Genomic DNA, 22,289 nt, shown 5'->3' with positions numbered 1-22,289 from the left:
CACGCCGGGCTCGCGACGCCCGGCACCGCTCCCTGATCCGGGCTGATCGACGACACACCCCCTAGCGGCGGTCGGCGAGCTGGATCAGCGCCCGGAGGAAGCGGACGTACGGGGTCCAGCGGGCCCGGCGGGCGATGGTGCCCATGACCTCGAGCTCCGCGCGGTCCAGGCTGTCCTCCAACAGCGCGTCGTGCAGCCAGCGGAACGCGAGCGGCCACATCACGCGTGCGAGGCCCCTGGGCCGCATCGCGAGCGTGTGCCGCAGGAGGGTGTGCTCCTCGTCGACCGGCAGCACGGCGAACTCGTGGAAGCCCTGGAATCCGCGCGGCTCGGTGAAGGTGAAGCGGACCCACGTGCCGGGCACGTACGCCGCGACCGTGTAGCGGATCGGGCCGTGGCCACCGGCCGACCCCACCGTCAGTCCGCGGTCCAGCGCCATCGACGGCCAGGCCGCGCCCGGCCAGAGCCGGTCCGCAGCCCCGGCGGACACCGTGTCGATGAGCGCGCCGACCTCACTCTTCTTCGCCGCCAGCAGGCGTTCGTGCACGTTGTAGACGCCCATGCGTCCTCCCCTCACGATTATTAGAGACCACTCTCTAATAATCTGGAGAGTACTCTCTGATTCATGGCGAGACCACCCCGCTTCGACACCGACCAGATCCTCGACGCCGCCGTCCGACTGGGCGCCGCCGGACCGGGTGGCGTGACCATGTCCGCCGTCGCCCAGGCGATCGGCGCCCCCAGCGGCTCCATGTACCACCGGTTTCCCGGGCGTTCGGCCCTGCTCGCCGAGGTGTGGCTGCGTACCGTCGAACGGTTCCAGCAGGGCTACTTCGACGCGCTCCACAGCGACAGCGACCCCCATCGGGCCGCACGCGCGGCCGCGCGGCACGTCGTGTCATGGAGCCGCGCCCACCCCCAGGAAGCCCAACTCCTCCTCTACGGCGCCGAGGAGTTCGGCCGGGGCGACTGGTCCCAGGAGCACCGGGAGCGCGCGGACCTGGGCAACCGCCGCGTCTTCGACTCCCTCGGCGATCTCGCGGCGACCCTCGGGGCAGCCCGGCCCCAGGACCGGGAACGCATCGCCCTCGCCGTGGTCGAACTGCCGCTCTCCGTGGTCCGCCGACATCTACGCGCCGGCGACTCCCTGCCCCCACACGCCGAGGACCTCGCCGAGCAGTGCGCCGCCGCCCTCCTCCAGGCCGACGAACAGCCCGCCCCGTAACCGCCGATCGAGGCGGCGGCCCGCCGACCTGTCGATCGCGCCCGCAGGCATTCCAGGACGGCTGCGACCCCTTATTGGTTTGCCGTCGGCGAGGCCGGTCGGATAGGAAGATCGCATGCTACGAGGCAGCAAGGTCGGGCTCAGGGCCCGGCACGAGGACGACATCCCGATTCTGCGTACAGAGCTCTACGACGACGTGGTCAACGCCTCGCGGGCCGAGGGCCGGCCGTGGCGGCCGATCACGCCCGGCTCGAAGGACTCGCGGCTCGTGGTGGACGACAAGGAGCAGGGGCACGTCCCGTTCTCCGTGGTGGAGCTGGACGGCGGCACGCTGGTCGGCGCCGCGACGCTGTGGGGCATCGACAACCACAGCCGGTCCGCGCACATCGGCCTTGGACTGCTGCCGTCCGCCCGCGGCAAGGGCTACGGAACCGACGTGGTCGCGACGTTGTGCCACTACGGTTTCGTCGTGCGCGGCCTGCAGCGGCTGCAGATCGAGACACTGTCGGACAACTTCGCGATGCTGCGCTCCGCCGAGCGCAACGGCTTCGTCCGCGAGGGCGTGCTGCGCTCATCGGCCTGGGTGCTGGGCCAGTTCATGGACGAGGTGCTGCTCGGGCTCCTCGCCCAGGAATGGAAGCCGGACTCGAAGAGCTAGACCGCCGTCCTACCTCGCCGGCTCCTGCTACGACCACAGCCACGGCCGCGGCCGCGGCAGGAGCCGGGGGCGGGTCAGTGGTCGACGGTGACGACGATCTTGCCCACGTGAGCGCTCGCCTCCATGTACTGGTGCGCCGCGGCGATCTCGTCCAGGGGGAAGGTGCGGTCCACGACGGGGCGGAAGGCGCCCGTGCGCAGGCCCGAGGAGACGAACGCCTCGGCGCGGCGCAGGCGTTCCGGGTCCCTGGTCGTCTCGTGCATCGTGTACGTGCGCATGTTCAGCGCGGGCATGCCGAGTTCGAACCCCGGATAGGGGGTCTCCCGGCCGCTCACCGCCCCGTACAGGAAGAGCGTGCCGCCGGGGGCGACCGCCCTCGCCAGGTCCACCACGCCGGGTCCTGCGACGGCGTCGAAGACGAACTCGGCGCCCCGGCCCGCGGTCAGGGCGAGTACGCGGTCGGCGACGCTCTCCTCGTCGGTGACGATCACCTCCGCCGCCCCCGCCTTCAGCAGTGCGTCTCTCTTGGCGCGGCTGCGCGTGGTGGCGACGGGTGTGGCGCCGACGCGCCGCGCGACCTGGATCGCGGCCAGGCCGACGCTGCTCGAGGCGGCGGTGAGCACGACCGTGTCCCCCGCACGCATCCCGCCCACCTCGATCAGCGCTCCGTAGGCCGTCACGTACGGCATCCACACCGCCGCGCCCTCGACCGCGCCCAGTCCGTCGGGGCGGTGCACGACCGCGGCCGCGGGAACGATCGCGCGCTCGGCGTAGACGCCGTAGTCGTTCATCGAGAACGCGGGCACCACGCTGACTGGCCGGCCGACCTCGAGCCCCTTCACCTGCGGGCCGACCGCCTCGACCACGCCCGCGGCCTCGAGACCGAGTCGGGCGGGGAACTCCTTGACCGGCTCGATGTAGTGGCCGCTGCGGAACAGCACCTCGGCGCGGTTGAGGCCGATCGCGTCCACGCGGATCAACACCTCACCGGGGCCGGGTTCGCGGACCTCCACACTCTCCAGTTGCAGGACCTCGGGCCCGCCGTACTCATGGAACCGCACCGTCGCAGCCATCACGCATCCCCCTCCGATCGACGACGGCGGAGGCGCGTCGCCGTACCGCCGCACCCCACTCAAACGCAAAGTACGATGACTGTCAAAGTTTGACGGTGGTGATAATTCGACAGATGCCCGGCAGGCGTGGGCTGGTGCGCCCGATGGCGCTACACCGTCGCGCGTCGCCGGCGGCGCCTGGGCTGGTCGGGGAGCCAGCCGAAGGCCAGCGAGCTGCCGACGAGTCCCAGGAGCATGCCGATGAAGAAGCCGCCGAGGTTCGAGGTGACCCAGGTCGCGAGCGAGGCCAGGACGGCGACGATCGAATAGAACAGCCGCTGGCGTGGGTTGAGGACGATGAGTACGCCGGACACGATCATGATCACCGGCAGTACGTAGCCGACGAGACTGTCGGCGCCCGCTGTCAGGATCACCGAGATGCTCGCCTGCTGGGTGAGTAGGATCTCGCCGCCGCCCAGGGCGATGGCGAGACCCGCTCCGAAGGGCCGGCGGTGGCGCCATCGGCGGAACGTCCGCCAGGGGTGCCGACCGTCGGGGGCCGGCGGACCGGCACCGGTGCCGGCCGGGTCGAGGTTGGTATCCGTCCCCGACGCCATGGTCAGCAGCCCCTCGAGCTGAAGCTCATGTGCAGGTCGGGCAGGGTGAACCGGGTGGCCGTGGTGGCGTAGTTGGTCTGTCGTACGTTCTTGATGGTGACGGTGTCGGCCTGCTGGCCGAAGACGCCGAGCGGGCCCTTGACCGGGGGTTTGTCGAAGGTGCTGGCGTCACCGCCGATCTCGATGTTGTCGAACGCGGCGAGTTTGCCGGAGATCTCGGTGGAGTCGGTGGTCAGGCCCGACGCCTTGACCGGCGTGCCCTTGTTGCCTGCCGTGATGTGCAGGTAGGTGCCGCCGAGTTCCACGCTCTGGCAGAGGTTGGTGAGTTCCGCCTCGCGGATGGCCGTGACGATGACCAGCACCTGCCCGCCGGTGTCTCCGGCGTTGGGACTGCCCTCGGGCATGTTGTCCAGCGCCCCGAACTGGCCGAAGCCGGTGCCCCGCAGGGTGTCGGCCGTCACGGTGAACGGCATTCCGGAGATGGCGAACTGGGCGGCGAGCGCGCCTTGTGCGGTGAGGACGACGAGACCGGCGGCGAGGGCGAAGGCGGGTGCGCCCATCAGGGCCGCGCGCCGGAGGCGTACCCGGCCGCGGCGCTCGGAGTCTTCGTCCGAGGATAAGGAGGAGGTGGCGCCGGTGGGGTCTTCGGACAGAGCCATGAGGTGCTCCTGACATGAGTGAGGAAACAGACCTGTGGCGGCGATGTCCTGGCGCGGACGGTTCCCCAACCTGCCTGGGTCTTCCTCGGACTCGTGCCGAGGCGGCGTGCCGCAGGGAACCGTTCGGACCGTACGCCCGTCGTTACTGCCCAGTCAACTACTGTGCGAGAGACCGGTGTTGGTGGGGAACGTGATGCCTTCAGGGGCGCGTGAACGGCGACACGACGACATGCACCAGGATGTCCAGCAGCCGCGGGAGCTCGCCGGTCCGGCCCTCGTCGACCGCGCGATGCACCGCCGCGTGCACGGCGCCGACGACGGTGGCCACCAGCTCGTCCCGGTCCACTCCGGGCGGCGCTGGGGGCGCGTCCACGAAGAACTGGCGGAAACCGGCCAGAAGTTCGGCCCGCGCGCGGCGCCCGGCCGGCCCCGCCGACTCGATCTCCACCACCATCCTCGCGAAGGCGGGGGTCTGCTCCAGCAGCGCGAGCATCACGCGCAGCCCGGCCCGTACGGCCGACGGCCATTCCTCGGTGCCGCCCGCCTTGTCGTACGCCTCCCGCATGGCTCGCACCACCACCTGGGTGCCGCCGCGGTACGCGGCCAGTACGGCGTCCTCCTTGCCGCTGAACAGGGCGTAGAACACCGGCCGGGTCACCCCCGCCGCGGCGCAGATGTCGCTGATCCGGGCACCGCCGTACCCGTTGGCCGCGACGGTACGGGCGACCCCGTCCAGCAGCCGGTCTCGCTGCCGGGACGCGACCTGTTCGGGCGTCAGCCGGCGTGGTCCCGGGCGCAGTGAGCGCTCCGGTTCGCGGCCCGTGCGGGCTCCTGGCAGGATCTGCCCCTCTTCGGTCGGGCGAGCGCTCTTCATCGGCCACATCCCCCCAGGGCTGTTGACGTCACATACTCGGCAGGTTTACAACCCTGATGGGTTTTCCTCTCATGTGTTTCGGTGGAGGGCTCCGAGGGACGGAACGTCTCCACCGCACACGGCACCGCGTTTCACGCTCCTCCGTGTATCACGCTCCTCTGCGTCCCGCGACACCGCTCCGCCGATCCGTGGCGCCGGATCGGCCCGGCGGCGGTCGCGTCCCGCTCTTCCCCCGTACGAGCCGCAACCCCCGTCGATCGGCGTACCGCGCCGTGCCGCTCCCCACGCGGCCCGGCCGCGCCGTTCGTTCCTTCGCTCCCCTTCACCCACGCCCGCCGACCCCCAGCGGCGGACGCCGCTGGGAGCCGCCCCGGCGCTGTCACGGCACCCCTCCGGGCAGGGCCGAGGGCCGTCACCCTCACCGCTGGACGAAAGGAACCCCCACCATGAACAATCGAGCCCTCTTAGCCACCGCCGGTGCAGCCGTCGCCGCCGTCCTGGCGACCACGTCCTCGGCCACCGCGGCAGGCAGTGTGCTGACCACGGGCAGCGCGGGCGGCGCCGCCGTCGCGGTCGGTGACGTCGTCGCCGCCTCGCTGGCCTCCGGCACCACCGCCAGGATCGCCACCACCTCGGGCGGCAGCACCGGCATCACCTGCAACGCCTCCGCCTTCTCGGCCACCGTCACCAGCAACCCCGCGGCGCCCGGCACCGCCACCGAGACGCTCAACTCCCACACGCTGAGCAGTTGTACGACGAACATCATGGGGGCGACCGGGGTGCAGAGCATCACGGTCAACAACCTCCCGTACACCACGTCCGTCACCTCCGGCGGCGCGCTCACGGTCAGCGCGGGCAGCACCGGCCCGATCCAGACCACGCTGAAGATCAACACCATCCTCGGCGTGACGACCTGTGTGTACCGGGCCGGCAGCCTGACCGCCTCCCCGTCCAACACCGACAACTCGCTCACCTTCGCGAACCAACTGTTCACCAAGGCCAGCGGCCCGGGAACCTGCCCGGCCAACGGCTACTTCTCGGCGAAGTACGGTCCCGTCCAGGACACGACGCAGGCCGGCGCTCCGGTCTTCGTGAACTGAGGCGGACCGGCCGCGCAGGCGCATGGGCCGTTCCCCGGACCGGTACGGCTCCCGGGGAGCGGCCCATGAGGGTGGGACCCGGTCAGCGGGTGCTGTCCAGCACCTCTCGGAGGGTCTTCGCGAAGTCGGCCGGCGCACCCTGCTGGCCGAACTCGCCGCCCAGGAAGCCGCCGTGGTGGCTCGGGAACAGCGTCAGCTCGGTGCCGAGACCGGTGGCGACCTCCGCCGCGGCGCGGGCCGGGAACTCTCCCTCCGACTCCTCGCCGGCCGCGACGACGATACGTGTCGACGCGGCCCGAAGCGCGGCGAAGTCGGGCCGGTGGCTCGTGCAGCCCCGCATGTTCTGTCCCAGCAGTGGGTCGTCGCGCGAGCCGTCGTCCTCGGTCGGCAGTCCGAAGTCGGACGGCGAGGGGGCGGGTTCGTCGGCCCAGTTCGCCGGGAAGGGGCCCTTGCGGCTCGCCACCGCGAGGAACTTCGCCATGGCGGGGCCCATCCCCTCGCGCAGGTACGTGGCGTGAATGTCCGCGCAGACGGCGAGCGCGGCCTCCCGGTCCGGGAGGACGTGCGCGGTCGGAGGCTCGTGCGCGACGAGCGTCCGCACGAGATTCCCGTGCCGCTCCACCAGGGCGAGAGCGTTGACCGCGCCACCGCTGCTCGCGAACACGTCCACCGGCCGCCCTGCCCCCAGGGCCTCGATCATGCGACGCAGGTCGTCGGCGTGCTCCTCGGGGACCGTTTCGGTGGCGCCGTCGGTACGAGCGCTGCGGCCCACGCCCCGCGGGTCGTACGTGACGACCACACGGTCCGTGAAATACGAAGCCAAGGTGGCGAATCCGGTGGCGTCCATGGGCGAGCCGATCATGAACAAGGGAGCCTGCCCGGCCGCCCCTCCGTTCGCGGCGCCCCGGATGTCGTAGCGCAGTGTGGCACCGGCGGCCTCGAGCGTGCGGGTGTCGACGTCGACCATGACCATGACCCTCTCCTTCAACGTAACGGGTGTCATGAGTCATGACCTTCGCCGCCGGCAGAACTCATCGGTCACACCCGAAACCGGTAGAACATTGGGCTTTCGGAGCCGCCGCAGGCGATCATTCCTGGCATGGCCAATTGGGCGACGTATGTGGTGGTGCCGGAGGGCGGAGCGGTCGGCGGGCACGAGGTGTACGAGGCGCGCTTCGGGGCGGTGGGGATCGACCTCGACCTGTTGGCGGGGCCCGATGTCGTCGTGCCCCTGATCCGCGCACGCAGCCGGGTGAGCGGGCGGTGGCGTGACGACGGTATGTGCGAGGCCGCGGCGCTCATCGATCTGCGGAGCCGGACTCTCCTCCTCTTCGCCTGGGAAGGACCGATCACGCAGATGCGCCACCGGTCGGCCACCTGGGAGGTCCTGCGGCGTGCGTGGCCGGGCTGGGAGCTGCGTTGGACGTACGACGGTCCCGCCGAGCTCGCCGCCTATCTGGGCCTGGACCCGGACGAGGTGCGTTACCGGCGGCCGTCCGTCTACGCGGAGTCGGCGCTGGACCTCGGCGACGAGGAACTGGACGAACGTGACCCGCTGGTCCGTGTCGTCACGATCGGCGCCGGCCGCTGCCACCTGCTCTCCGCCGTCAACGACCACCCGATCGCCGAAGGACCGGCCCTCGTCGACCGGCTCGCCGACGCGCCGGACCACGGCGTGTGTGCGGTTGCCGCCGATTCCGGCATCCATGTCGATCCGGTGCGGCGACGGGTCGGCTGGTGGCTGCTCAACGCCGTCGCGGGAGCCGGTGAGATGGCGCCCCGCTGGCCGGGCTGGACGGTGGAGTTCTGGGAGGACCGCTGGGAGGAGCACGTCCGGGTGGCCGGCGGACGGTTCGTACCGCCTGCCGTCGTCCGGGAGGACGCCCTCGCAGAGTTGAGAAATGAAGCGGTGGAGCACTGGTCCCCGCGCCTGCCCTCCGACCTGCCCGGCTGGATGCAGGCCGCGGCACCGGACGCCGTTCGTCTCTCAGCGACCGCGGCCGTCAGTTGTCTCCACTCCCCCGGTACGGGTTCCGAAGACGGGTGATGCGGCCCCACCATGCGGAGCGGTCGATCACGCTGTGGGTAGGTTGGGCTCATGCCGCATGTCCGTACCCGCACGTCCGTCCGCACCCGACGCCACTTGCTTGCCGCGGTCGCCGTCCTGGCCTTCGTCCCGCTCGGGGCCTGTGGCAAGGGCGGTACCCCGGCCGGCCCGTCGTCCTCACCCTCCCCGCCGCGGGCGTCCGCGACCAGTACGGCGGCTCAGCCGGTGGCGGCGCGACTGAAGGAGCTCGAGCGCGCGTACGACGCGCGGTTGGGGGTGTACGCCGTGGACACCGGCAGCGGTCGTGAGGTCACGTACAACGACAACGCCCGCTTCCCGTACGCCTCCACCTTCAAGGCCCTTGCGGCCGGCGCCGTGCTGCGCACCTACACGGCGGGCGGCATGGCCAGGACGGTCACGTACTCCCGGGACGATCTGGTGGCCCACTCCCCCGTGACCGAGAAGCACGTGGGCACCGGGATGAGCCTGGACGGCCTGTGCGAGGCCGCCGTACGCCACAGCGACAACACCGCGGCCAACCTCCTCCTCGACCGACTCGGCGGTCCGGAGCGGCTCGACGCGATGCTCGACGGGTGGGGTGACAAGGTCACCCGGATGGAACGGCGCGAGCCGCAGCTGAACGAATGGGAACCGGGCGCCACCCGCGACACGAGCACCCCGAGGGCCCTCGCCCAGGACCTTCGCGCGCTGGTCGTGGGTGACGTCCTCGGCGCCGACGAACGCGCCCGGCTGACGACGTGGCTGAAGACCAGCACCACGGGCAAGGAACTGGTCCGGGCGGGGATGCCCGAGGGATGGGTGGTCGGCGACAAGTCCGGGGCGGGCAGCACCTACGGCACGCGGAACGACATCGCCGTCGCATGGCCGCCCGGCCGTGCGCCCGTCGTCTTCGCCATCCTGTCCAACCGCCATGAGGCAGACGCTCGTTACGACAACAAGCTGATCGCGGATGCGGCCTCCGTCGTCGCCGAGGCCCTGTCATGACGCACGCGTACGAAGGCATGGAGATGATCTCCGTCCCGCCGGGGCGGGTCACACTGTCGGACCGGCGGACGCAGCGCCGCTGGTCGGTCGAGGTCGCCCCGTACCAGCTCGCCTCGTTTCCGGTCACGCAGGCGACCTACGCGCAGGTCACCGGGCAGCGGCCGAGCACAGCGCACGGGGAGCGGCTACCCGTCGAAGGTGTGTCCTGGTGGGACGCGGTCCGGTTCTGCAACGCACTGTCCGAGCGCGAAGGGTTCACACCCGCCTACCGCTTCGGTGGTGAGGACGCCGGCGAGGACATCGAGTGGGACGCGACGGCCGACGGCTACCGGCTGCCGACCGAAGCCGAGTGGGAGCACGCCTGCCGTGCCGGTTCGGCCGGACCGCGTTACGGGCCGCTCGACGAGATCGCCTGGTACCGCGGCAACTCCGGCGAGCACCTTCACGAGGTGGGTGGGAGACGCCCCAACGCGTGGGGGCTTCACGACATGCTCGGCAACGTCTGGGACTGGTGCTGGGACGTCTACGACGCCGAGGTCTACGGGTCCTACCGGGTGTTGCGCGGCGGTGGCTGGTTCGACGAGCACTGGAGCTGCCGGGCGTCCGCGCGCCGGCGCAGCCACCCGACGTTCCGCGTCGACGACGTGGGCTTCCGCGTCGCGCGTTCCATCGTGCGCTGACGATCGGTGCGTTCCGTCGTGCGTTCCGTCGTGCGTTTCGTCGTGCGTTTCGTCGTGCGCTGACGGTGGGTGCGTACGTACCGGGGCGGCGCCGTTCCTCGTCGGCGGGCGGTGTGTCTTCGAGGGCTGAAGCGGGCCGTGCGCAGCGGAGAGGCCGCCGTCCGTGGACGGCGGCCCCTCCGGGCGTCTCCGGTCCTCTCCGGTCAGCGGGCGGAACGGATCACAGGCTCGCGTCGCGGTGGGTGGGGCGGCCGTCGAGGACCGTGAGCAGGACGGGCAGGTCCGGCAGTTCGGTCGCGGCGGTGGTGAGCGGGTCGTCCGCGAGGACCGTGAGGTCGGCGCGGTGGCCGACGGCCAGCCGGCCCGCCTCGTGCTCCTCGCCCGCCGCGAACGCGGGGCCGAGGGTCATGCCCTGGAGCGCCTCCAGCGGGGTGAGCGCCTGCTCGGGGCCGTGCGGCGGCTGGGTGAGGTCGCGGCTCGGACGGCGGTGCCGGGCGCCCGCCATGACACCCAGGGGTGGGAAGGGCGCGATGGGCCAGTCGGAGCCGAGGACGACGGACGCTCCGGAGTCCCGCAGGTCGCGGCAGCGCCAGGCGCGGGAGGCGCGCTCCTCGCCGAGGCGGCGGGACCAGTTGTCGGTGTGGTCGGCGCGGGTGAAGTCGCAGCAGTGCGTGGGCTGCATGGACGCGATGACACCGAGCTCGGCGAATCGGCGCAGCGTGTCGTCCGGCACGCTCTCGATGTGCTCGATGCGGTGCCGTACCCCGCTGCGGTCGCCGGCCTGGGCCTTCTCGACGGAGTCGAGGACGTGCCGGACGGCCGCGTCGCCGATGGCGTGGGTGGCGGTGGGCACCCCCGCCCGGTGCAGTTCGCCGACGATGTGCGTGTAGGCGGCGGGGTCGGGCCAGAAGGCGTGGGTGGACTCGCCGTGGCAGTCGGGGTGTTCAAGCCAGGCGGTGCCGTTGTCGATCGTGCCGTCCATGAAGAGCTTGACGCCGGCGGTCCGCCAGAGCGTGCCACCGGTGCCCTGCTGCTCGATCAGGGCGCTCAGTCCGTCCGCGTCGGTGCCGGGCTGGCACCAGGGTGAGACACGCAGGCGCAGGGGAAGCTCGCCGACCGCGTCGAGTTCGGTGTAGAGGGCGAGGCTCTCGCCGTTGGCGTCCATGGCGTGCCCGCCGGTGAGCCCGGCGGCTGCCATGGCGCGCAGTGCGGTGGCGAGCCGGTCGCGGCGCTCCGCGTGCGTGGGCTGCGGCGCGGCACGCTCGACGAGCTCGCAGGCGGCGTCCTCGAGGAGCAGGCCGGTGGGCCGGCCGGCGTCGTCGCAGACGACCTCGGCGGCCTGGTCGAAGGTCCGGGGGCCGTCGACGCCGGCGAGTTCGAGCGCGCGGGGGCTGGCGAGCATGGAGTGCGCGTCGAACAGCTGGAGGAGGGCCGGTACGCCGTCCAGTACGGGGCCGAGGGCGGCGGACTCGACGGGCCGTTCGCCGAACACGTTGGGGTCCAGGCCCCATCCGAAAAGCCACGCTCCGGGTTCGAGCGACCGGACCTCACGAGCGAGGGCTTCGCGTACGGAGGGGAGGTCGGCGCAACCCGACAGGTCGAGCCCGTGGGTGAGTTCGGCGCCGGAGACGGGGTGCAGGTGGCCGTCGGTCAGGCCGGGGGTGACGACGGCTCCCTTGAGGTCGACGACGGTCGTCGAGGAGTCGGCGAGCGCGCGGATCTCGCGGTCGTCCCCCAGGGCGGAGATCCGCCCTCCGGCCACGGCCAGGGCGCTCTCCGGCAGGAGGTGGCCGGTGACCGGGTCGAGCAGGCGGGCGGAGAGGAGGACGAGAGAGGTGCGCACAGGGGCTCCAGGAAGAAGCGGGAGGAGAGGAGGGGTGGGAGAAGGGCCGGTAGGGGCGGGGCGGGGTCAGCGGGGGGTGGTGGGGGCGGCGCCGGGGTCGGTCCCGCCCGAGGAAGCGTCACCGTCCGCCGCTCCCGGGGAAGCGTCACGGTCGGTCCCACCCGGGGAAGCGTCACCGTCGGCCGCTCCCTAGGAAGCGTCACCGTCGGCCGCCGCTCCGGGGGATGCATGGCTGTCCACCGCTCCCGGCGCAGCGTCGCCGTCGGCCGCTCCCGAGGAAGCTTCGGCCACCTCGGAGGTTGCCTCAGCGCCCGGCCCCGGGAGTGCGGCGGCGCGGTCGAGGGTGCCGCTCGGCAGGCCGAGTTCGCGCTCCGCGGTGGTGACGGCCATCCGGGTCACGACCTCCGGGCGGTTGCTGCGGTCGGTGTTGGCGTGGGCGCCGAGGCCGTCGAGTACGACCAGGATCTGGATCGCCGTCGCGCGCGGGTCGTCCGTACGGAACTCCCCGTTCCCTACGCCGTCGCGGATGAGCCCCTCCAGCCTGTCGTCGGAGGCGAGCTCCTGCTCGGCGACCCGGTCGCGCAACAGGGGGCGGTAGCGGCTGAGGTGCCGGGCGTTGATCCAGAGGCGGCTGATGTCGTCGTACGCCTCTCCGGCCGAGAGGGCGAAGTAGCGGGCGAGGTACTGCGTGGGCGTGCCGTCCGGCCTGTCGGCGGGCAGGAGCGCGTCGAGCTCGCCGGTGGCGGCCGTGCTGAAGGCCTCGGCGACCAGCTCCTCCGCCGACGGGAAGTAGTGGCTGATCAGCCCCGGTCGTACGTCGAGTTCCTCGGCGATCCGCCGCAGGGTGACGCACTCCAGTCCCTCGGTCAGGGCGACGCCGGCGGCGGCCTCGACGATCTCTGCCCGCCGGGCCTCGGGGGATTTGCGAACTCGTTTGCGCTGGACGCTTGACGACATACCGGCGATGCTATTGAGTGTGCGACCAATAAGCAAGCAGGTGGGCACGCCACGCATTCGGAGGGCTTCATGGCTTCGACCGTCCCCGACCCGCGCCCCGGCCCTCAGGGCGCCCCTGTCACGCCGCCGGCGACGGACCGGCCGGGGCGGTCGAGGTCCACGGAATCGACCACATCCCGGACACAGAGCGCCATGGGCGGCCCAGTGAGCTGTTCGCGGTATGGGCGGCGGCCAATGTCAACTACCTCAGCCTGGTCATCGGCGGGGCCCTGATCCTCATGGGCCTGAGCCTGGGGCAGGCGCTCCTGGTGATCGTGGTGGGCAATCTGTTCTGGCTGCTCACCGGAGTGCTGGCCATGTCCGGACCGGCCGCGGGCGCGCCCAGCGAGGTGATCACACGCACGATGTACGGCATCCGCGGCAACCGCGTGAACAAGGGCGACGCTCCTCGCCGGCGTCACCGTGGACACGGTCAGCAACGTCCTCCAGCTGACCGTCGTACTGCTGGGCCCGGCCATGACCCTGTACGCCACCGACATCCTGCTGCGCCGCAACCGCTACGACGGCCTCGCGCTCATGGACGAGACCCCGAGGAGCCCGTTCTGGTACTCCGGCGGTGTCAACGGGGCGGGCGCCCTCGCGCTCGGGGCGGGCGTCACCGCGGCCGCCCTCTGCGTCGACACCGTGTACACGGGCCCGGTCGCCGACGCCCTGGGCGGCGTGGACCTCGAACTGCCCGCCGGCATCCTCGTCACCTCCGCCGTTTACGCGTTCATGATGCGGAACTCCGCCTCCGTGCGCGCCGCGCGGGCGGGCGACTGAGCGCCGGTACCGGCCTAAGGGCTCTGAGTTTTCGCAAGTCTCTTGTTATTGCAAGTAATATGCAAGAAGCTGAGCGGGTCCTTACTCCCTGCCTGGACGCGGAGCCCCTCCATGCCCCCTCTGTTGCCGGACACCGGACCTCAACGGGTCATCGCGGCCTCGAACTTCGTCAACACGGTCGGCAGCGGCCTCTATCTGACCGCCGGGGTCCTGTACTTCACGCAGGCCGTCCATCTTCCGGCTGGTCAGGTGGGGCTCGGGCTCGGCATCGCCGGGTTCGCCTCGCTCGCCCTGGGCATCGCCGTCGGCCGCCTCGCGGACACACGCGGCGCACGCGGTGTGTACGCCATCACCCTCGCCGTCCGGACGGCGGCGACGGCGGGCTTCCTTTTCGCCGACGACTTCTGGCTGTTCGTCCTCACGGTCTGCGCGGCCACCGGCGCACAGGCGGCGGGACTGGCCGCACGCAGTCCCCTCATCCGACATTACGGAGGGGACCGGCCGCAGCGGTTCCGCGCCTATCTCCGCTCCGTGACCAACATCGGCATCTCGCTCGGCGCCCTGCTGGCGGGCTGGGTCGTCCAGGTGGGCACCCACAGCGCCTACCAGCTTCTCGTCGTCGGCAACGCGATCGCCTTCGCGGCCTCTGCGGCGATCCTGGTCCTTCTGCCACCGGTCGCGCCCGGTCCCGCCGCCGACGGCCCGCGCTGGGTCGCCCTGCGGGACCGGCCCTACCTTCTGCTCACCGCTCTCGACGGCATCATGGCCATCCAGTTCAAGGTGCTCACCATCGCGATCCCGCTCTGGCTGATGGAGGCCGTGACCGCCCCGCGCTGGCTCATCTCGGGCACGATGCTCGTCAACACCGTCATCGTCGTCGCGTTCCAGGTGCGGGCCAGCCGTGCCGTCGACTCCCCCGCGGCCGGCGGAGCCGCCTACCGTCGATCGGGCGTGGCCTTCCTCGTCTCCTGCTCGCTGATCTCGCTGTCGGCGGGACTGCCGGCGTGGGCGGCCGCAGCGCTGCTCCTGACCGCGGTCGTCGTCCACACGATCGGTGAACTGTGGCATGCCGCCGGTGGCTTCGAGGTGTCCTTCGCCCTCGCGCCCCGGCATGCCACCGGCCAGTACCTGGGCGTGTTCGGCCTGGGTGCCGGTCTCGCGGAGACCCTCGGGCCGGGGCTGCTCATCGCGCTCTGCATCACGTGGGGGCGACCGGGGTGGTACGTCGTGGGCGCGCTGTTCGCCCTGACGGGCCTGGCGACTCCCTTCGCCGTCCGCTGGGCGCAGCGCTCCCCCGGGGAGAAGGTCCACCGTGTCCCGGCCGCCGTCGCCTCCTGAAGCCGTTACGCCACGGGGCCGAGGTCTCCTTCGAGGACGGTCCGGACGATCTGGGGCCGGCCCCAGAGAGCCAGGAGTTCGTTGGCGATCGCCACGATGTCCACGGGATCCTGACCGCGCCGGCCCCCGATGGCGGCGGCCGACAGCGTGCGTGGGACGGCTCCCGCGTCGAGGAGTACTCGCCATTCCTGCGGGCCGAGTTCCAGGAACTCCAGTCCGGTGAGTCGGGCGATCTCCAGAGGGTCGGCGAGTGTGCCGGGAGAGGCGGTGAGGGTGCGCAGGCGGGGCAGCCCGATGACTGGGGCAAGGCTGAACGGCGCGCCGTCGCCGACGTCGATGGACAGGACTTCAAGGGCGGGATGAGCTGCGGCATCGATGGTCTGCAACCTCCCGCTGCCGACCCCGGCCACGACCGGAAGCTGATCCGCGCGAGGGACACGGCGTTCCTTCCTCGCCCGGTCCAGAACCAGGTCGGTGAGGGAGTCGGCCACGAGTTCGGCACCGATGCTCTTCTCGTGGTCGACCAGAATGACCTGGCCGAGGTGTCCGCGCGGGCCGGGTGTCAGGTCGACCGCCAGCTCGTCGCCGCCGTTGCTCCCGAAGGCGATCCAGCCGGGTGAGCCTGCCAGACCCTGTACCGCGGCGTCGGACGGAGTGCTGACCGCCTTCGTCGCCGAGTGCGCCCAGCGGGAGTGGCGGGCCGCCGCGTCGACGCTGTGCAGGTCGTCCAAGGCGCAGAGTTCGTAGCCGACCGCCTTGGCGACACGGTTCGGGGCCCCGTAGTCGTCGCCCCAATCCTCCCACCGTGCCCGGGTGACGCGGTAGAGCACCTTGAGCTCGTCGGGCAGCGTGACGCCGAGCCGCGCTTCGGCGGCGGCGATCTCGTCCTCCGTCGCACCGATCATGTCGGGCAACCGCTCACGAAGCGTCCGCTCCAACAGCTCCAGATCCGCCGAAGGGGCAGGCACCGACCCGGGCGCCGGAGCGGGAAGGCGGCGCCAGGGCTCGGGTAGCGAACCGTCGACCAGGACGAGCACCCCCAGGTCCGGGTAACCGATGGCGGCTTCCACGGCCGCGCAGGGCCAGACCAGGCCGAGCGTGGTCTTCCCGGTCGGTCGGATCTCCGCCGTGAACGCGACCTCCTCGACCCCACCGCGCGCGAGCGCCCTCCGTATGCGCTCCACCGCGACCCGCTCCTCCGACGACATTCGTCCCGGCAGGGGCAGGCTCCAGCCATGCCGGCCAATGCGTCCCGCCACATGGAAGGACCGGGCAGCACGCCGCTCCTTGTCGTCGGCCAGCAGGAGCCGCAGCACGGGCTCCCAGGTCGCGAAGTCGTGTGCCGATGACAAGGGTGGCCGTCGATCAATCATGCGCAGACGGTACGCGGCACGACTGACACTCGCCGCCGGACCCCCGCGTCGTCCAACCGAAACACGGACCGGTGTCGCTCGTTGGGGCGACCCCGGCGGCGTTTCGCTCTGCGGATGCAAGCACGCGCGCCAAGATCGAATCCCCTGTCTGCGCCTGTGAACGGACTTTCATGCTCTCCGCCGCTGTACGCGTGGCGACCGGCTCCGCGCTCGTTGCCGGACTCGTCACCCTGGCTTCCCTTCCGCACTCGACGCCCGACCTGATCGCCAGGGCCACCCCGCTGGGCCCCACCTCCCCTCCCACGCCCGGCGCCAGACCTGGGGAGTGCCTGTACCTGCCCAACACGGAGCAGGGAGCCAAGGACGTAGGAAGGCCGCCCGTGAAGCCCCCGTACGCGAGCACGGTGAAGGCCACCCTCAAGACCAACCTCGGCGACATCAAGCTCGACCTGGACGGAAAGAAGGCTCCCTGCACCGTCGGCTCCTTCACCTACCTCGCCGAGAAGAACTTCTTCGACAAGACGAACTGCCACCGCCTCACCACCGGCGCCCTGAAGGTCCTCCAGTGCGGTGACCCCACGGGCACCGGCTCGGGCGGGCCGGCCTACAAGTACGGGGAGGAGAACCTGCCGAAGCCCGCTTCCGGCAGGGTGACCGCCACGTACGCCAAGGGTGTCCTCGCCATGGCCAACGCCGGCCCCGGCACCAACGGAAGCCAGTTCTTCATGGTCTACGGCGACTCCGAACTCCCCCCGAACTACACCGTCTTCGGCAACATCACCGGCGGCCTGGACCTGCTGGAGGACGTCGCGAATGCGGGATCGGACAACGCCAACGGTGAAGGCGACGGCACGCCCAGGAAGAAGGTCGCCATCCAGGGCGTGACGATCGCACAGAAATAGTCCCGAACAGCTTGGGACACCCTCATGAATCGATGGTCTAGTGCAGTCGGGCCAGCAAGTGGGCGTCGAGGAAGCCTCGTTCGGAGTCCGGGTCGTGGATCAGCCGGGCGAACGTGACGAGCCCGGCCCCGGCCAGCAGCTCGGCGAACCGGTCGACCGGCCAGCTGTAGGCGGGTGTCACCTTGTGGTCGAAGCGGATCGGCTCGGGGGCGTCGGTCGCGAAGAACGAGACCAGGAGCAGTCCCCCTGGTGCCAGTACACGCACCTGCTCGGCGAGCAGCGCGGGCAACTCCCCCGGCGGGGTGTGAATCATCGAGTAGTGGGCCAGTACGCCGCCGAGCGCGCCGTCCTCGACCGGCAGTGCCTCCATCCGTGCCTCGTCGAACCGCAGCGCCGGATGGGCCCGCCGGGCGTGGTCGACCATGCCTGGGGAAAGGTCGAGCCCGAAGGCGTCCAGCCCCAGGTCGTGCAGCATGGCCGTCAGATGTCCGGGCCCGCACCCGACGTCGGCTGCCCGCAGGTTCCCCGTCGCGCGCACCAGCTCGGCGAAGGTACCGATCATGGCCCGCGTGAACGGCCGCGACTCCAGCCGATCGGCGAACATCGACGCATACAGGTCAACGACCCCGTCGTAGGCCGCCCTGGTCTCGTCCTGATGCTCCACCATGCGAGAGAAGCTAACATCCGCGCACGTTCGCACAGTTCGCCGGCCCGTGCCGCCACCGTGAACGTCGCCGCACTCCGCATCGCGGGCATCTACATCTGGTCCGTGCGGTGATCCGAACGCCTCAACCCGCCATGCGAACAGCCATCAAAGCCAGTGCGACACCAACCGTCGCACCCAACAGCAGGGCGGTGACAGCAGCGGTCCGGCCGACACCCTGCTCGAACGGAACACTCGGTACAACCTTGTGAAGAACAGGAGCCACCACCAGGATGAGACCGAAGCCGATGCCGAGGCGCCAGTACGTCCCGCCTGAGCACGAGGCCTGAAAGCGCCCCCCACAACCGCTCGGTTCCACGGCGAAGCCTGTCACCACGAGAAGCAACGCGCCGGCATACACCCCGCCGAACAACATCGTTGTGCCGAAGTCGACGCGCCGAGCTCTGCCGGAGCTGCCGCTTTCACCTGCCACGTTGCCCCCATCACTCGCGAAACCAAGCGCGTGGAGTCTAACGCCCGCCCTTCCGCGGTCCATCGACGACGGCGGGCGCTCGGATCACGGAAACGCCCTGGGGGTCTCTCGCCGATAGCATCGCCGTTCATGGGGACGCTCATCGACGGGTTGATCGAGGCACGCACGGTGGGCGGGGCGTGGGAGATGGAGGTCGATCTGCTCGACTTCGACCTCTGGAAGCAGCGGGACGAGCGCGAAGCCATGTTCGGCTACGGCGGGAGCCTCGGAGTGGACCGGCCGGTCTTCGGCGCACGGGGGTGGCCGGAGGACTCCTGCGAGGAGGTGCCGAAGGCGGTCGACGACCTGAACCACAGCCACTCGTACGCGACGTGGGCCGAGATCGCGGCGGTCGACTGGGACGCGCCGATCTGCGACCGCCCCGACGGGCGCCGTGTGGGCGAGTGGCGGCCGGGACCGGACGGCGAACTCGTCCTGCACGACATACTCTGGGCGCCGATCGAGGTGCTCGACGCGGCTGAGGAGCTCTTCGGCGAGGATCTGTTCCCGAACGATTGGCCGCCGGGCGGCGAGGTCCATCTGAACGGCGCCGTGTACCGTCCGGTGGTCCACACGGCCGGGATGATCGTTCCTCCGGACGGCGATTGGGCCCCGGTTTGGGCGGCGATGCGCGCGCTGGCGGCCGAGCACGGCGACGAGAACGTCCGCCTGGTGGTCTGGTTCGGCTGAGCCGACCCGCCCCGGACCCCCGACCTCCGGCAGCTTCGGTACTTCGTCGCCGTCGCCGAGACCGGTGGCTTCGGCAGTGCCGCACGCAGCTTGCACATCGTCCAGGCCGCCGTCAGCCGACAGATCCAGCGCCTCGAACGCTCCCTGGGCGTCAAGCTGTTCGACCGGTCGACCCGGCACGTGCGGCTGACCCGAGCCGGGGAAAGGCTCCTCGCGGAGGCGCGTGCGGTACTGGACGCTGTTGAGCGCACCCGCACGGTCGCCGCGGAACTGGCCGCGGATAACCGGCAGACGCTGCACCTGGGCATCACTCGGGCCTTCGACGCCCGGACGTATCAACTACTGGACGACCTGTCCGAGACCGCACCGGACGTGCGCGTCCGGCTCCATCGCTTGGCACCGGACGAGCGCTTGGCCGCCGTACGTTCCGGTGAACCGGACGCCGCGGACGTCCGCGTGCTCGACGGCGCGCCCGGTCTGGACTTCACCGCCTTGTGGACGAACAGCCTGATGGCCGCGGTCCCCCTCGGTCACCCTCTCGCCGAGCACGAGAGCCTCACCCTCGGGCAACTGGCAGGACTGCCCCTTCGCCTGGCGCCGCAACGGAACAACCCGGCGTTCCACACATGTCGGCCTGCCAGGACGCGGGATTCGTGCCACCGCTCGGCCCGCCCTTCACGACGTTCGAGGCAACGCTGTACGACATCGCAGCCGGTGAGCCGTCCTGGACGGTGTTCTACCCGCTCGGCGACCTGCCCCGAGCGCCACGCGCCGCACTGCGCCCTCTCACCGGCATCACCGCCACCGCCTTCCTGGTCACTCGCCCCGGCCGGAACATCACACCGGCGATCCGACACCTGGTGAGCGCAGCACGACGCCGCGCACGCTTCACCGGACGGACTCCCCTAAGCCGTGCCCGCCGAGTCGGCGACGGGGTCCCGAGGCGTCCCGGGCCCGGCCGAGCGCCTCACCCGACCGTGCCCCCTTCAGAACCGCCCTAGGACGCTTCGTTTGGATCACAGGTGGCGGAGGCATCCTCGGGCCCGGCAAATAGCTGCACTGTCAGCACCACCATCTACGGTGCGCCGCCGCTCGCGCTGACTGCCCGGTACCGGATACTGAGGGGCGGGGACGCCGAGGCGTGGTGCCCGACCCGCACTGGCTGGAGTGGAGCCCGCGGCTGAGCCGCCGAGAGAGACGACGCGCGCGCGTGTGAACCTGGTGGGAAAATGAGGGTGTTCCCCAATTCCTCCTTCCTATGGTCACTGCCCCGCGGCTGGTGCGTCGATTGCTGATGGCTGTGCTTCTGAGCGTAGCGATCAGCGTGGGGCCGGTCGCTATCCCGTCGGCGGCGGAACTGCCGCCCCCGCCGCCCTCGCCGACGACGTCGGAACCGCCACCGGGCACGTCGGAACCGCCGCCGGAACCGGAACCGCCGCCGCCGGAACCGCCGCCGCCGCCGACCTCGGAACCGCCGCCGACGACGTCGGAACCGCCGGCTGCCGCGGCCTCCCTCACACTGGACCCGGACCACGGCTCCGTCGGGGACCCGATCGACGTGCGGGGCAGGGGCTTCGACGGGTGCTCCGCCGGCACCGTGTACCTCCACGTGGTCGACGGGCCCGAGATCGCGTCCGGCATCCCCGTGGAGGAGAACGGCGACTTCTCGTACACGGAGCCCATCCCGGCCGACACGGACCCGGACACGTACACCTTCCGGGCCGAGTGCACCGATGAGCCGTCCCTCTACGCGGACGCCGACCTCGTCGTCGAAAGCCCGGGGGACCCGCTCCTCACCCTCGCCGAGGAGGAGGGTGCGAAGGGGAACACCGTACAGGCGGAGGGGACAGGCTTCCGGTGCTCGAACGTCGACCTTCTGTGGGACGGCGACGAGCCGCCGCTGGCCACCGCCCCCGTCACGGAGCAGGCCACCTTCGCCACGGATTTCCCCGTACCGAGCGACGCGGAGCCGGGCGCGCACACGGTGCGGGCGGTCTGCCAGGACTATCCGGAGCAGTACGGCGAGGCTTCGTACGAGGTCACGGACGAGCCGGGCTCGACGGGTCAGACTCCGACGGATCCGATTCGGACCGACCCGAACCAGACGGTCCCGAATCCGACGGACCCGAATCCGACCGTCCCGCCCGGCACCACCGGAGGCTCCACCCCCGTCGGGTGGGTCGTCGGCCCCGCCTCCCTCGGCGGCGCGCTTGCCCTCGCCGCCGCCGCGGCCGTCTACTTCGGGCGGCTGCATCGGGGCCCCCGCTGGGTGCGCAACCACGTACGGGCCACCTTGCGGCCCGCCGCCGGCGACACGGCGCTGATCGAGTACCGGCCGCCCGGCGAGCCGCCCACCCGCTCCACCCGGCTCGACCCGCACCCGGACCCCGGCCGGCAGACCCTCGACGAGGAGGACCGATGACCACGACCGCGCCCTTGAGGGCCACGACCCCGACGACCGTCCGCTCGTTCCTGCTCGGCGACGGGGAAGGCCTCGACGGCCCGCTGCGTGACCATGGCGCGGCCGGGCCGCTGCTCGCACCCGTACGGGGCCGGACGCCCGCCGCCGACCGGGCCGTCGAGCACGAGTTGGCCAGCGTCGTGGACGACTTCCTCGGCCTCGACGTGCTTGACCTGGTCGCCGCCGGCTGGCGCGGCCACTCCGCGCTGCAGTCCGCCGCGCGCCGTACCCGGGACCTGCCGGGCAGCGAGGAGGTCGTCGCGCTCGCGACCCACCGGGTCACTTCCACGCACCGGCCCTACGTCGACGTCTATGTGGACGGCGCGAAGATCGGCACACTGGACGTTCAGCTGAACGTGGTCTTCTGGATCTCCGGGCTGGTCTGTGTGGTCCGCGACGCCTGTCTGACCGGCGTGCGGTCAGGGGAGTGCGCGGTCGACGCGAGCCTGGGGGCGCAGGGGGCGGTGATCGCCGAGCGCCGGGGCGGTCGGCTGGACCTCCCCGGCGGATTCGCGCTGCGGGGCCCGGTGCCGCTGCTGCGGGACGAGCCGAACCTGCACGAGGCCCGGACCGCCCCGGGGATCAGTAGGCGGTGATCAGCACTCGATGATGTCCACCGCGAGACCGCCGCGCGCGGTCACATCGCCCGGGCTTCGGAATGCGGGCCGTGCCTATCCGTCAGCTGGGCCGTTGGATGAGCGGGTGACACCCCGCTCTGTGGTCGCCCGCCGGGCCTGCTCCCCGCACAGCAGGCCTCGCTCGGGGCCCCGCCGCTAGGACGTTCTTTCAGATCCCCCTACTGATCGGTCAG

At 71.4% G+C, this 22,289-nt stretch carries 22 protein-coding genes and 3 pseudogenes; 14 read left to right on the top strand and 11 right to left on the bottom strand.

Features of this window, described 5'->3' with window-relative positions; translation table 11 throughout:
* Positions 1-61 precede the first annotated feature (61 nt).
* On the bottom strand, positions 62-562 hold the full coding sequence (locus tag ABZ939_RS11720; protein ID WP_361852095.1) for an SRPBCC family protein: 501 nt from the start codon (positions 560-562) through the stop codon (positions 62-64).
* A gap of 63 nt (positions 563-625) precedes the next feature.
* On the opposite strand from ABZ939_RS11720, the gene ABZ939_RS11715 reads away from it, so the two are divergent.
* Both ABZ939_RS11715 and ABZ939_RS11710 read left to right on the top strand, forming a co-directional pair.
* A complete protein-coding gene (locus ABZ939_RS11715) occupies positions 626-1,225 on the top strand; it encodes a TetR/AcrR family transcriptional regulator (protein ID WP_361852092.1) in 600 nt (199 codons plus the stop codon).
* Between the two features lie 115 nt (positions 1,226-1,340).
* Positions 1,341-1,883 carry a GNAT family protein gene (locus ABZ939_RS11710; RefSeq protein WP_361852089.1) on the top strand — a complete coding sequence of 181 codons (543 nt, stop codon included), beginning with the start codon at positions 1,341-1,343 and terminating at the stop codon, positions 1,881-1,883.
* 74 nt (positions 1,884-1,957) lie between these two features.
* On the opposite strand, the gene ABZ939_RS11705 is transcribed toward ABZ939_RS11710, so the two are convergent.
* From ABZ939_RS11705 to ABZ939_RS11690, 4 genes are all read right to left on the bottom strand, one after another.
* Positions 1,958-2,956 (bottom strand): zinc-dependent alcohol dehydrogenase family protein, encoded by a 999-nt coding sequence (locus ABZ939_RS11705; RefSeq protein WP_361852086.1) that lies wholly within the window; start codon positions 2,954-2,956, stop codon positions 1,958-1,960.
* 149 nt (positions 2,957-3,105) lie between these two features.
* Positions 3,106-3,552, bottom strand: a complete 447-nt coding sequence (locus ABZ939_RS11700; protein ID WP_361852083.1) for a DUF6114 domain-containing protein — start codon at positions 3,550-3,552, stop codon at positions 3,106-3,108.
* A 2-nt stretch (positions 3,553-3,554) separates the two neighbouring features.
* Positions 3,555-4,211 (bottom strand): DUF6230 family protein, encoded by a 657-nt coding sequence (locus ABZ939_RS11695; protein WP_361852080.1) that lies wholly within the window; start codon positions 4,209-4,211, stop codon positions 3,555-3,557.
* 199 nt (positions 4,212-4,410) lie between these two features.
* Positions 4,411-5,085: a TetR/AcrR family transcriptional regulator gene (locus ABZ939_RS11690; RefSeq protein WP_361852077.1), complete on the bottom strand. Its 675-nt coding sequence runs from the start codon at positions 5,083-5,085 to the stop codon at positions 4,411-4,413.
* Between the two features lie 446 nt (positions 5,086-5,531).
* On the opposite strand from ABZ939_RS11690, the gene ABZ939_RS11685 reads away from it, so the two are divergent.
* Positions 5,532-6,185, top strand: coding sequence for a Tat pathway signal sequence domain protein (locus tag ABZ939_RS11685; protein ID WP_361852074.1), 654 nt, complete (start codon positions 5,532-5,534; stop codon positions 6,183-6,185).
* A gap of 82 nt (positions 6,186-6,267) precedes the next feature.
* On the opposite strand, the gene ABZ939_RS11680 is transcribed toward ABZ939_RS11685, so the two are convergent.
* Entirely contained in the window at positions 6,268-7,152 is an 885-nt protein-coding gene (locus ABZ939_RS11680; protein WP_361852599.1) for an alpha/beta hydrolase, read from the bottom strand.
* A 132-nt stretch (positions 7,153-7,284) separates the two neighbouring features.
* Here ABZ939_RS11680 and ABZ939_RS11675 point away from each other — a divergent pair, with 132 nt between their 5' ends.
* Genes ABZ939_RS11675 through ABZ939_RS11665 form a run of 3 tightly spaced genes read left to right on the top strand, consistent with a single transcriptional unit; the run spans position 7,285 to position 9,917 of the window.
* The gene (locus tag ABZ939_RS11675) at positions 7,285-8,232 is read left to right on the top strand and encodes a hypothetical protein (protein WP_361852071.1); all 948 of its coding nucleotides are present in this window, start codon (positions 7,285-7,287) and stop codon (positions 8,230-8,232) included.
* 51 nt (positions 8,233-8,283) lie between these two features.
* On the top strand, positions 8,284-9,237 hold the full coding sequence (gene bla / locus ABZ939_RS11670) for a class A beta-lactamase (RefSeq protein WP_361852068.1): 954 nt from the start codon (positions 8,284-8,286) through the stop codon (positions 9,235-9,237).
* Positions 9,234-9,917, top strand: coding sequence for an SUMF1/EgtB/PvdO family nonheme iron enzyme (locus ABZ939_RS11665; RefSeq protein WP_361852066.1), 684 nt, complete (start codon positions 9,234-9,236; stop codon positions 9,915-9,917). Before bla ends, ABZ939_RS11665 begins: the two co-directional genes overlap by 4 nt.
* Positions 9,918-10,137: 220 nt before the next feature.
* Here the strand turns inward: ABZ939_RS11665 and ABZ939_RS11660 are convergent, their stop codons facing one another.
* Positions 10,138-11,760, bottom strand: coding sequence for an amidohydrolase (locus ABZ939_RS11660; RefSeq protein WP_361852063.1), 1,623 nt, complete (start codon positions 11,758-11,760; stop codon positions 10,138-10,140).
* A gap of 351 nt (positions 11,761-12,111) precedes the next feature.
* Positions 12,112-12,717, bottom strand: a pseudogene (locus ABZ939_RS11655) (TetR family transcriptional regulator); the annotation flags it as partial.
* Positions 12,718-12,786: 69 nt separating this feature from the next.
* Between ABZ939_RS11655 and ABZ939_RS11650 the strand changes: the two are divergent.
* Both ABZ939_RS11650 and ABZ939_RS11645 read left to right on the top strand, forming a co-directional pair.
* Positions 12,787-13,539 (top strand): annotated as a pseudogene (locus tag ABZ939_RS11650) (cytosine permease).
* Between the two features lie 111 nt (positions 13,540-13,650).
* Positions 13,651-14,877, top strand: a complete 1,227-nt coding sequence (locus tag ABZ939_RS11645; RefSeq protein ID WP_361852060.1) for an MFS transporter — start codon at positions 13,651-13,653, stop codon at positions 14,875-14,877.
* Between the two features lie 5 nt (positions 14,878-14,882).
* Here ABZ939_RS11645 and ABZ939_RS11640 read toward each other — a convergent pair whose 3' ends face one another.
* The gene (locus tag ABZ939_RS11640; RefSeq protein ID WP_361852057.1) at positions 14,883-16,250 is read right to left on the bottom strand and encodes an SMI1/KNR4 family protein; all 1,368 of its coding nucleotides are present in this window, start codon (positions 16,248-16,250) and stop codon (positions 14,883-14,885) included.
* A 170-nt stretch (positions 16,251-16,420) separates the two neighbouring features.
* On the opposite strand from ABZ939_RS11640, the gene ABZ939_RS11635 reads away from it, so the two are divergent.
* A complete protein-coding gene (locus tag ABZ939_RS11635; protein WP_361852054.1) occupies positions 16,421-17,152 on the top strand; it encodes a peptidylprolyl isomerase in 732 nt (243 codons plus the stop codon).
* 37 nt (positions 17,153-17,189) lie between these two features.
* Here the strand turns inward: ABZ939_RS11635 and ABZ939_RS11630 are convergent, their stop codons facing one another.
* The gene (locus ABZ939_RS11630) at positions 17,190-17,819 is read right to left on the bottom strand and encodes a class I SAM-dependent methyltransferase (protein ID WP_361852051.1); all 630 of its coding nucleotides are present in this window, start codon (positions 17,817-17,819) and stop codon (positions 17,190-17,192) included.
* 121 nt (positions 17,820-17,940) lie between these two features.
* Positions 17,941-18,288, bottom strand: a complete 348-nt coding sequence (locus ABZ939_RS11625) for a hypothetical protein (RefSeq protein ID WP_361852048.1) — start codon at positions 18,286-18,288, stop codon at positions 17,941-17,943.
* 129 nt (positions 18,289-18,417) lie between these two features.
* On the opposite strand from ABZ939_RS11625, the gene ABZ939_RS11620 reads away from it, so the two are divergent.
* The 5 genes and pseudogenes from ABZ939_RS11620 (at position 18,418) to ABZ939_RS11600 (ending at position 22,074) form a co-directional block, all read left to right on the top strand.
* Positions 18,418-19,017 (top strand): hypothetical protein, encoded by a 600-nt coding sequence (locus ABZ939_RS11620; protein WP_361852045.1) that lies wholly within the window; start codon positions 18,418-18,420, stop codon positions 19,015-19,017.
* Between the two features lie 36 nt (positions 19,018-19,053).
* Positions 19,054-19,209: pseudogene (locus ABZ939_RS11615) on the top strand (LysR family transcriptional regulator); the annotation flags it as partial.
* Positions 19,198-19,881 carry a LysR substrate-binding domain-containing protein gene (locus tag ABZ939_RS11610; protein ID WP_361852596.1) on the top strand — a complete coding sequence of 228 codons (684 nt, stop codon included), beginning with the start codon at positions 19,198-19,200 and terminating at the stop codon, positions 19,879-19,881. The pseudogene ABZ939_RS11615 and the gene ABZ939_RS11610, both read left to right, overlap by 12 nt.
* Before the next feature lie 733 nt (positions 19,882-20,614).
* Positions 20,615-21,439 (top strand): hypothetical protein, encoded by an 825-nt coding sequence (locus tag ABZ939_RS11605; protein WP_361852042.1) that lies wholly within the window; start codon positions 20,615-20,617, stop codon positions 21,437-21,439.
* Positions 21,436-22,074: a hypothetical protein gene (locus tag ABZ939_RS11600; RefSeq protein ID WP_361852040.1), complete on the top strand. Its 639-nt coding sequence runs from the start codon at positions 21,436-21,438 to the stop codon at positions 22,072-22,074. Before ABZ939_RS11605 ends, ABZ939_RS11600 begins: the two co-directional genes overlap by 4 nt.
* The last annotated feature ends 215 nt before the right edge of the window (positions 22,075-22,289 follow it).

Source organism: Streptomyces sp. NPDC046712 (genome assembly GCF_040645695.1).
GTDB lineage: Bacteria > Actinomycetota > Actinomycetes > Streptomycetales > Streptomycetaceae > Streptomyces.
Note: the sequence above shows the minus strand (reverse complement) of the source record. Positions and strands in the feature narration are given on the sequence as shown.

Coding starts and splice junctions, on each gene's coding strand:
- ABZ939_RS11720 (WP_361852095.1), bottom strand. CDS start 562: ATGGGCGTCTACAACGTGCACGAACGCCTGCTGGCGGCGAAGAAGAGT.
- ABZ939_RS11715 (WP_361852092.1), top strand. CDS start 626: ATGGCGAGACCACCCCGCTTCGACACCGACCAGATCCTCGACGCCGCC.
- ABZ939_RS11710 (WP_361852089.1), top strand. CDS start 1,341: ATGCTACGAGGCAGCAAGGTCGGGCTCAGGGCCCGGCACGAGGACGAC.
- ABZ939_RS11705 (WP_361852086.1), bottom strand. CDS start 2,956: ATGGCTGCGACGGTGCGGTTCCATGAGTACGGCGGGCCCGAGGTCCTG.
- ABZ939_RS11700 (WP_361852083.1), bottom strand. CDS start 3,552: ATGGCGTCGGGGACGGATACCAACCTCGACCCGGCCGGCACCGGTGCC.
- ABZ939_RS11695 (WP_361852080.1), bottom strand. CDS start 4,211: ATGGCTCTGTCCGAAGACCCCACCGGCGCCACCTCCTCCTTATCCTCG.
- ABZ939_RS11690 (WP_361852077.1), bottom strand. CDS start 5,085: ATGAAGAGCGCTCGCCCGACCGAAGAGGGGCAGATCCTGCCAGGAGCC.
- ABZ939_RS11685 (WP_361852074.1), top strand. CDS start 5,532: ATGAACAATCGAGCCCTCTTAGCCACCGCCGGTGCAGCCGTCGCCGCC.
- ABZ939_RS11680 (WP_361852599.1), bottom strand. CDS start 7,152: ATGGTCGACGTCGACACCCGCACGCTCGAGGCCGCCGGTGCCACACTG.
- ABZ939_RS11675 (WP_361852071.1), top strand. CDS start 7,285: ATGGCCAATTGGGCGACGTATGTGGTGGTGCCGGAGGGCGGAGCGGTC.
- bla (WP_361852068.1), top strand. CDS start 8,284: ATGCCGCATGTCCGTACCCGCACGTCCGTCCGCACCCGACGCCACTTG.
- ABZ939_RS11665 (WP_361852066.1), top strand. CDS start 9,234: ATGACGCACGCGTACGAAGGCATGGAGATGATCTCCGTCCCGCCGGGG.
- ABZ939_RS11645 (WP_361852060.1), top strand. CDS start 13,651: ATGCCCCCTCTGTTGCCGGACACCGGACCTCAACGGGTCATCGCGGCC.
- ABZ939_RS11640 (WP_361852057.1), bottom strand. CDS start 16,250: ATGATTGATCGACGGCCACCCTTGTCATCGGCACACGACTTCGCGACC.
- ABZ939_RS11635 (WP_361852054.1), top strand. CDS start 16,421: ATGCTCTCCGCCGCTGTACGCGTGGCGACCGGCTCCGCGCTCGTTGCC.
- ABZ939_RS11630 (WP_361852051.1), bottom strand. CDS start 17,819: ATGGTGGAGCATCAGGACGAGACCAGGGCGGCCTACGACGGGGTCGTT.
- ABZ939_RS11620 (WP_361852045.1), top strand. CDS start 18,418: ATGGGGACGCTCATCGACGGGTTGATCGAGGCACGCACGGTGGGCGGG.
- ABZ939_RS11600 (WP_361852040.1), top strand. CDS start 21,436: ATGACCACGACCGCGCCCTTGAGGGCCACGACCCCGACGACCGTCCGC.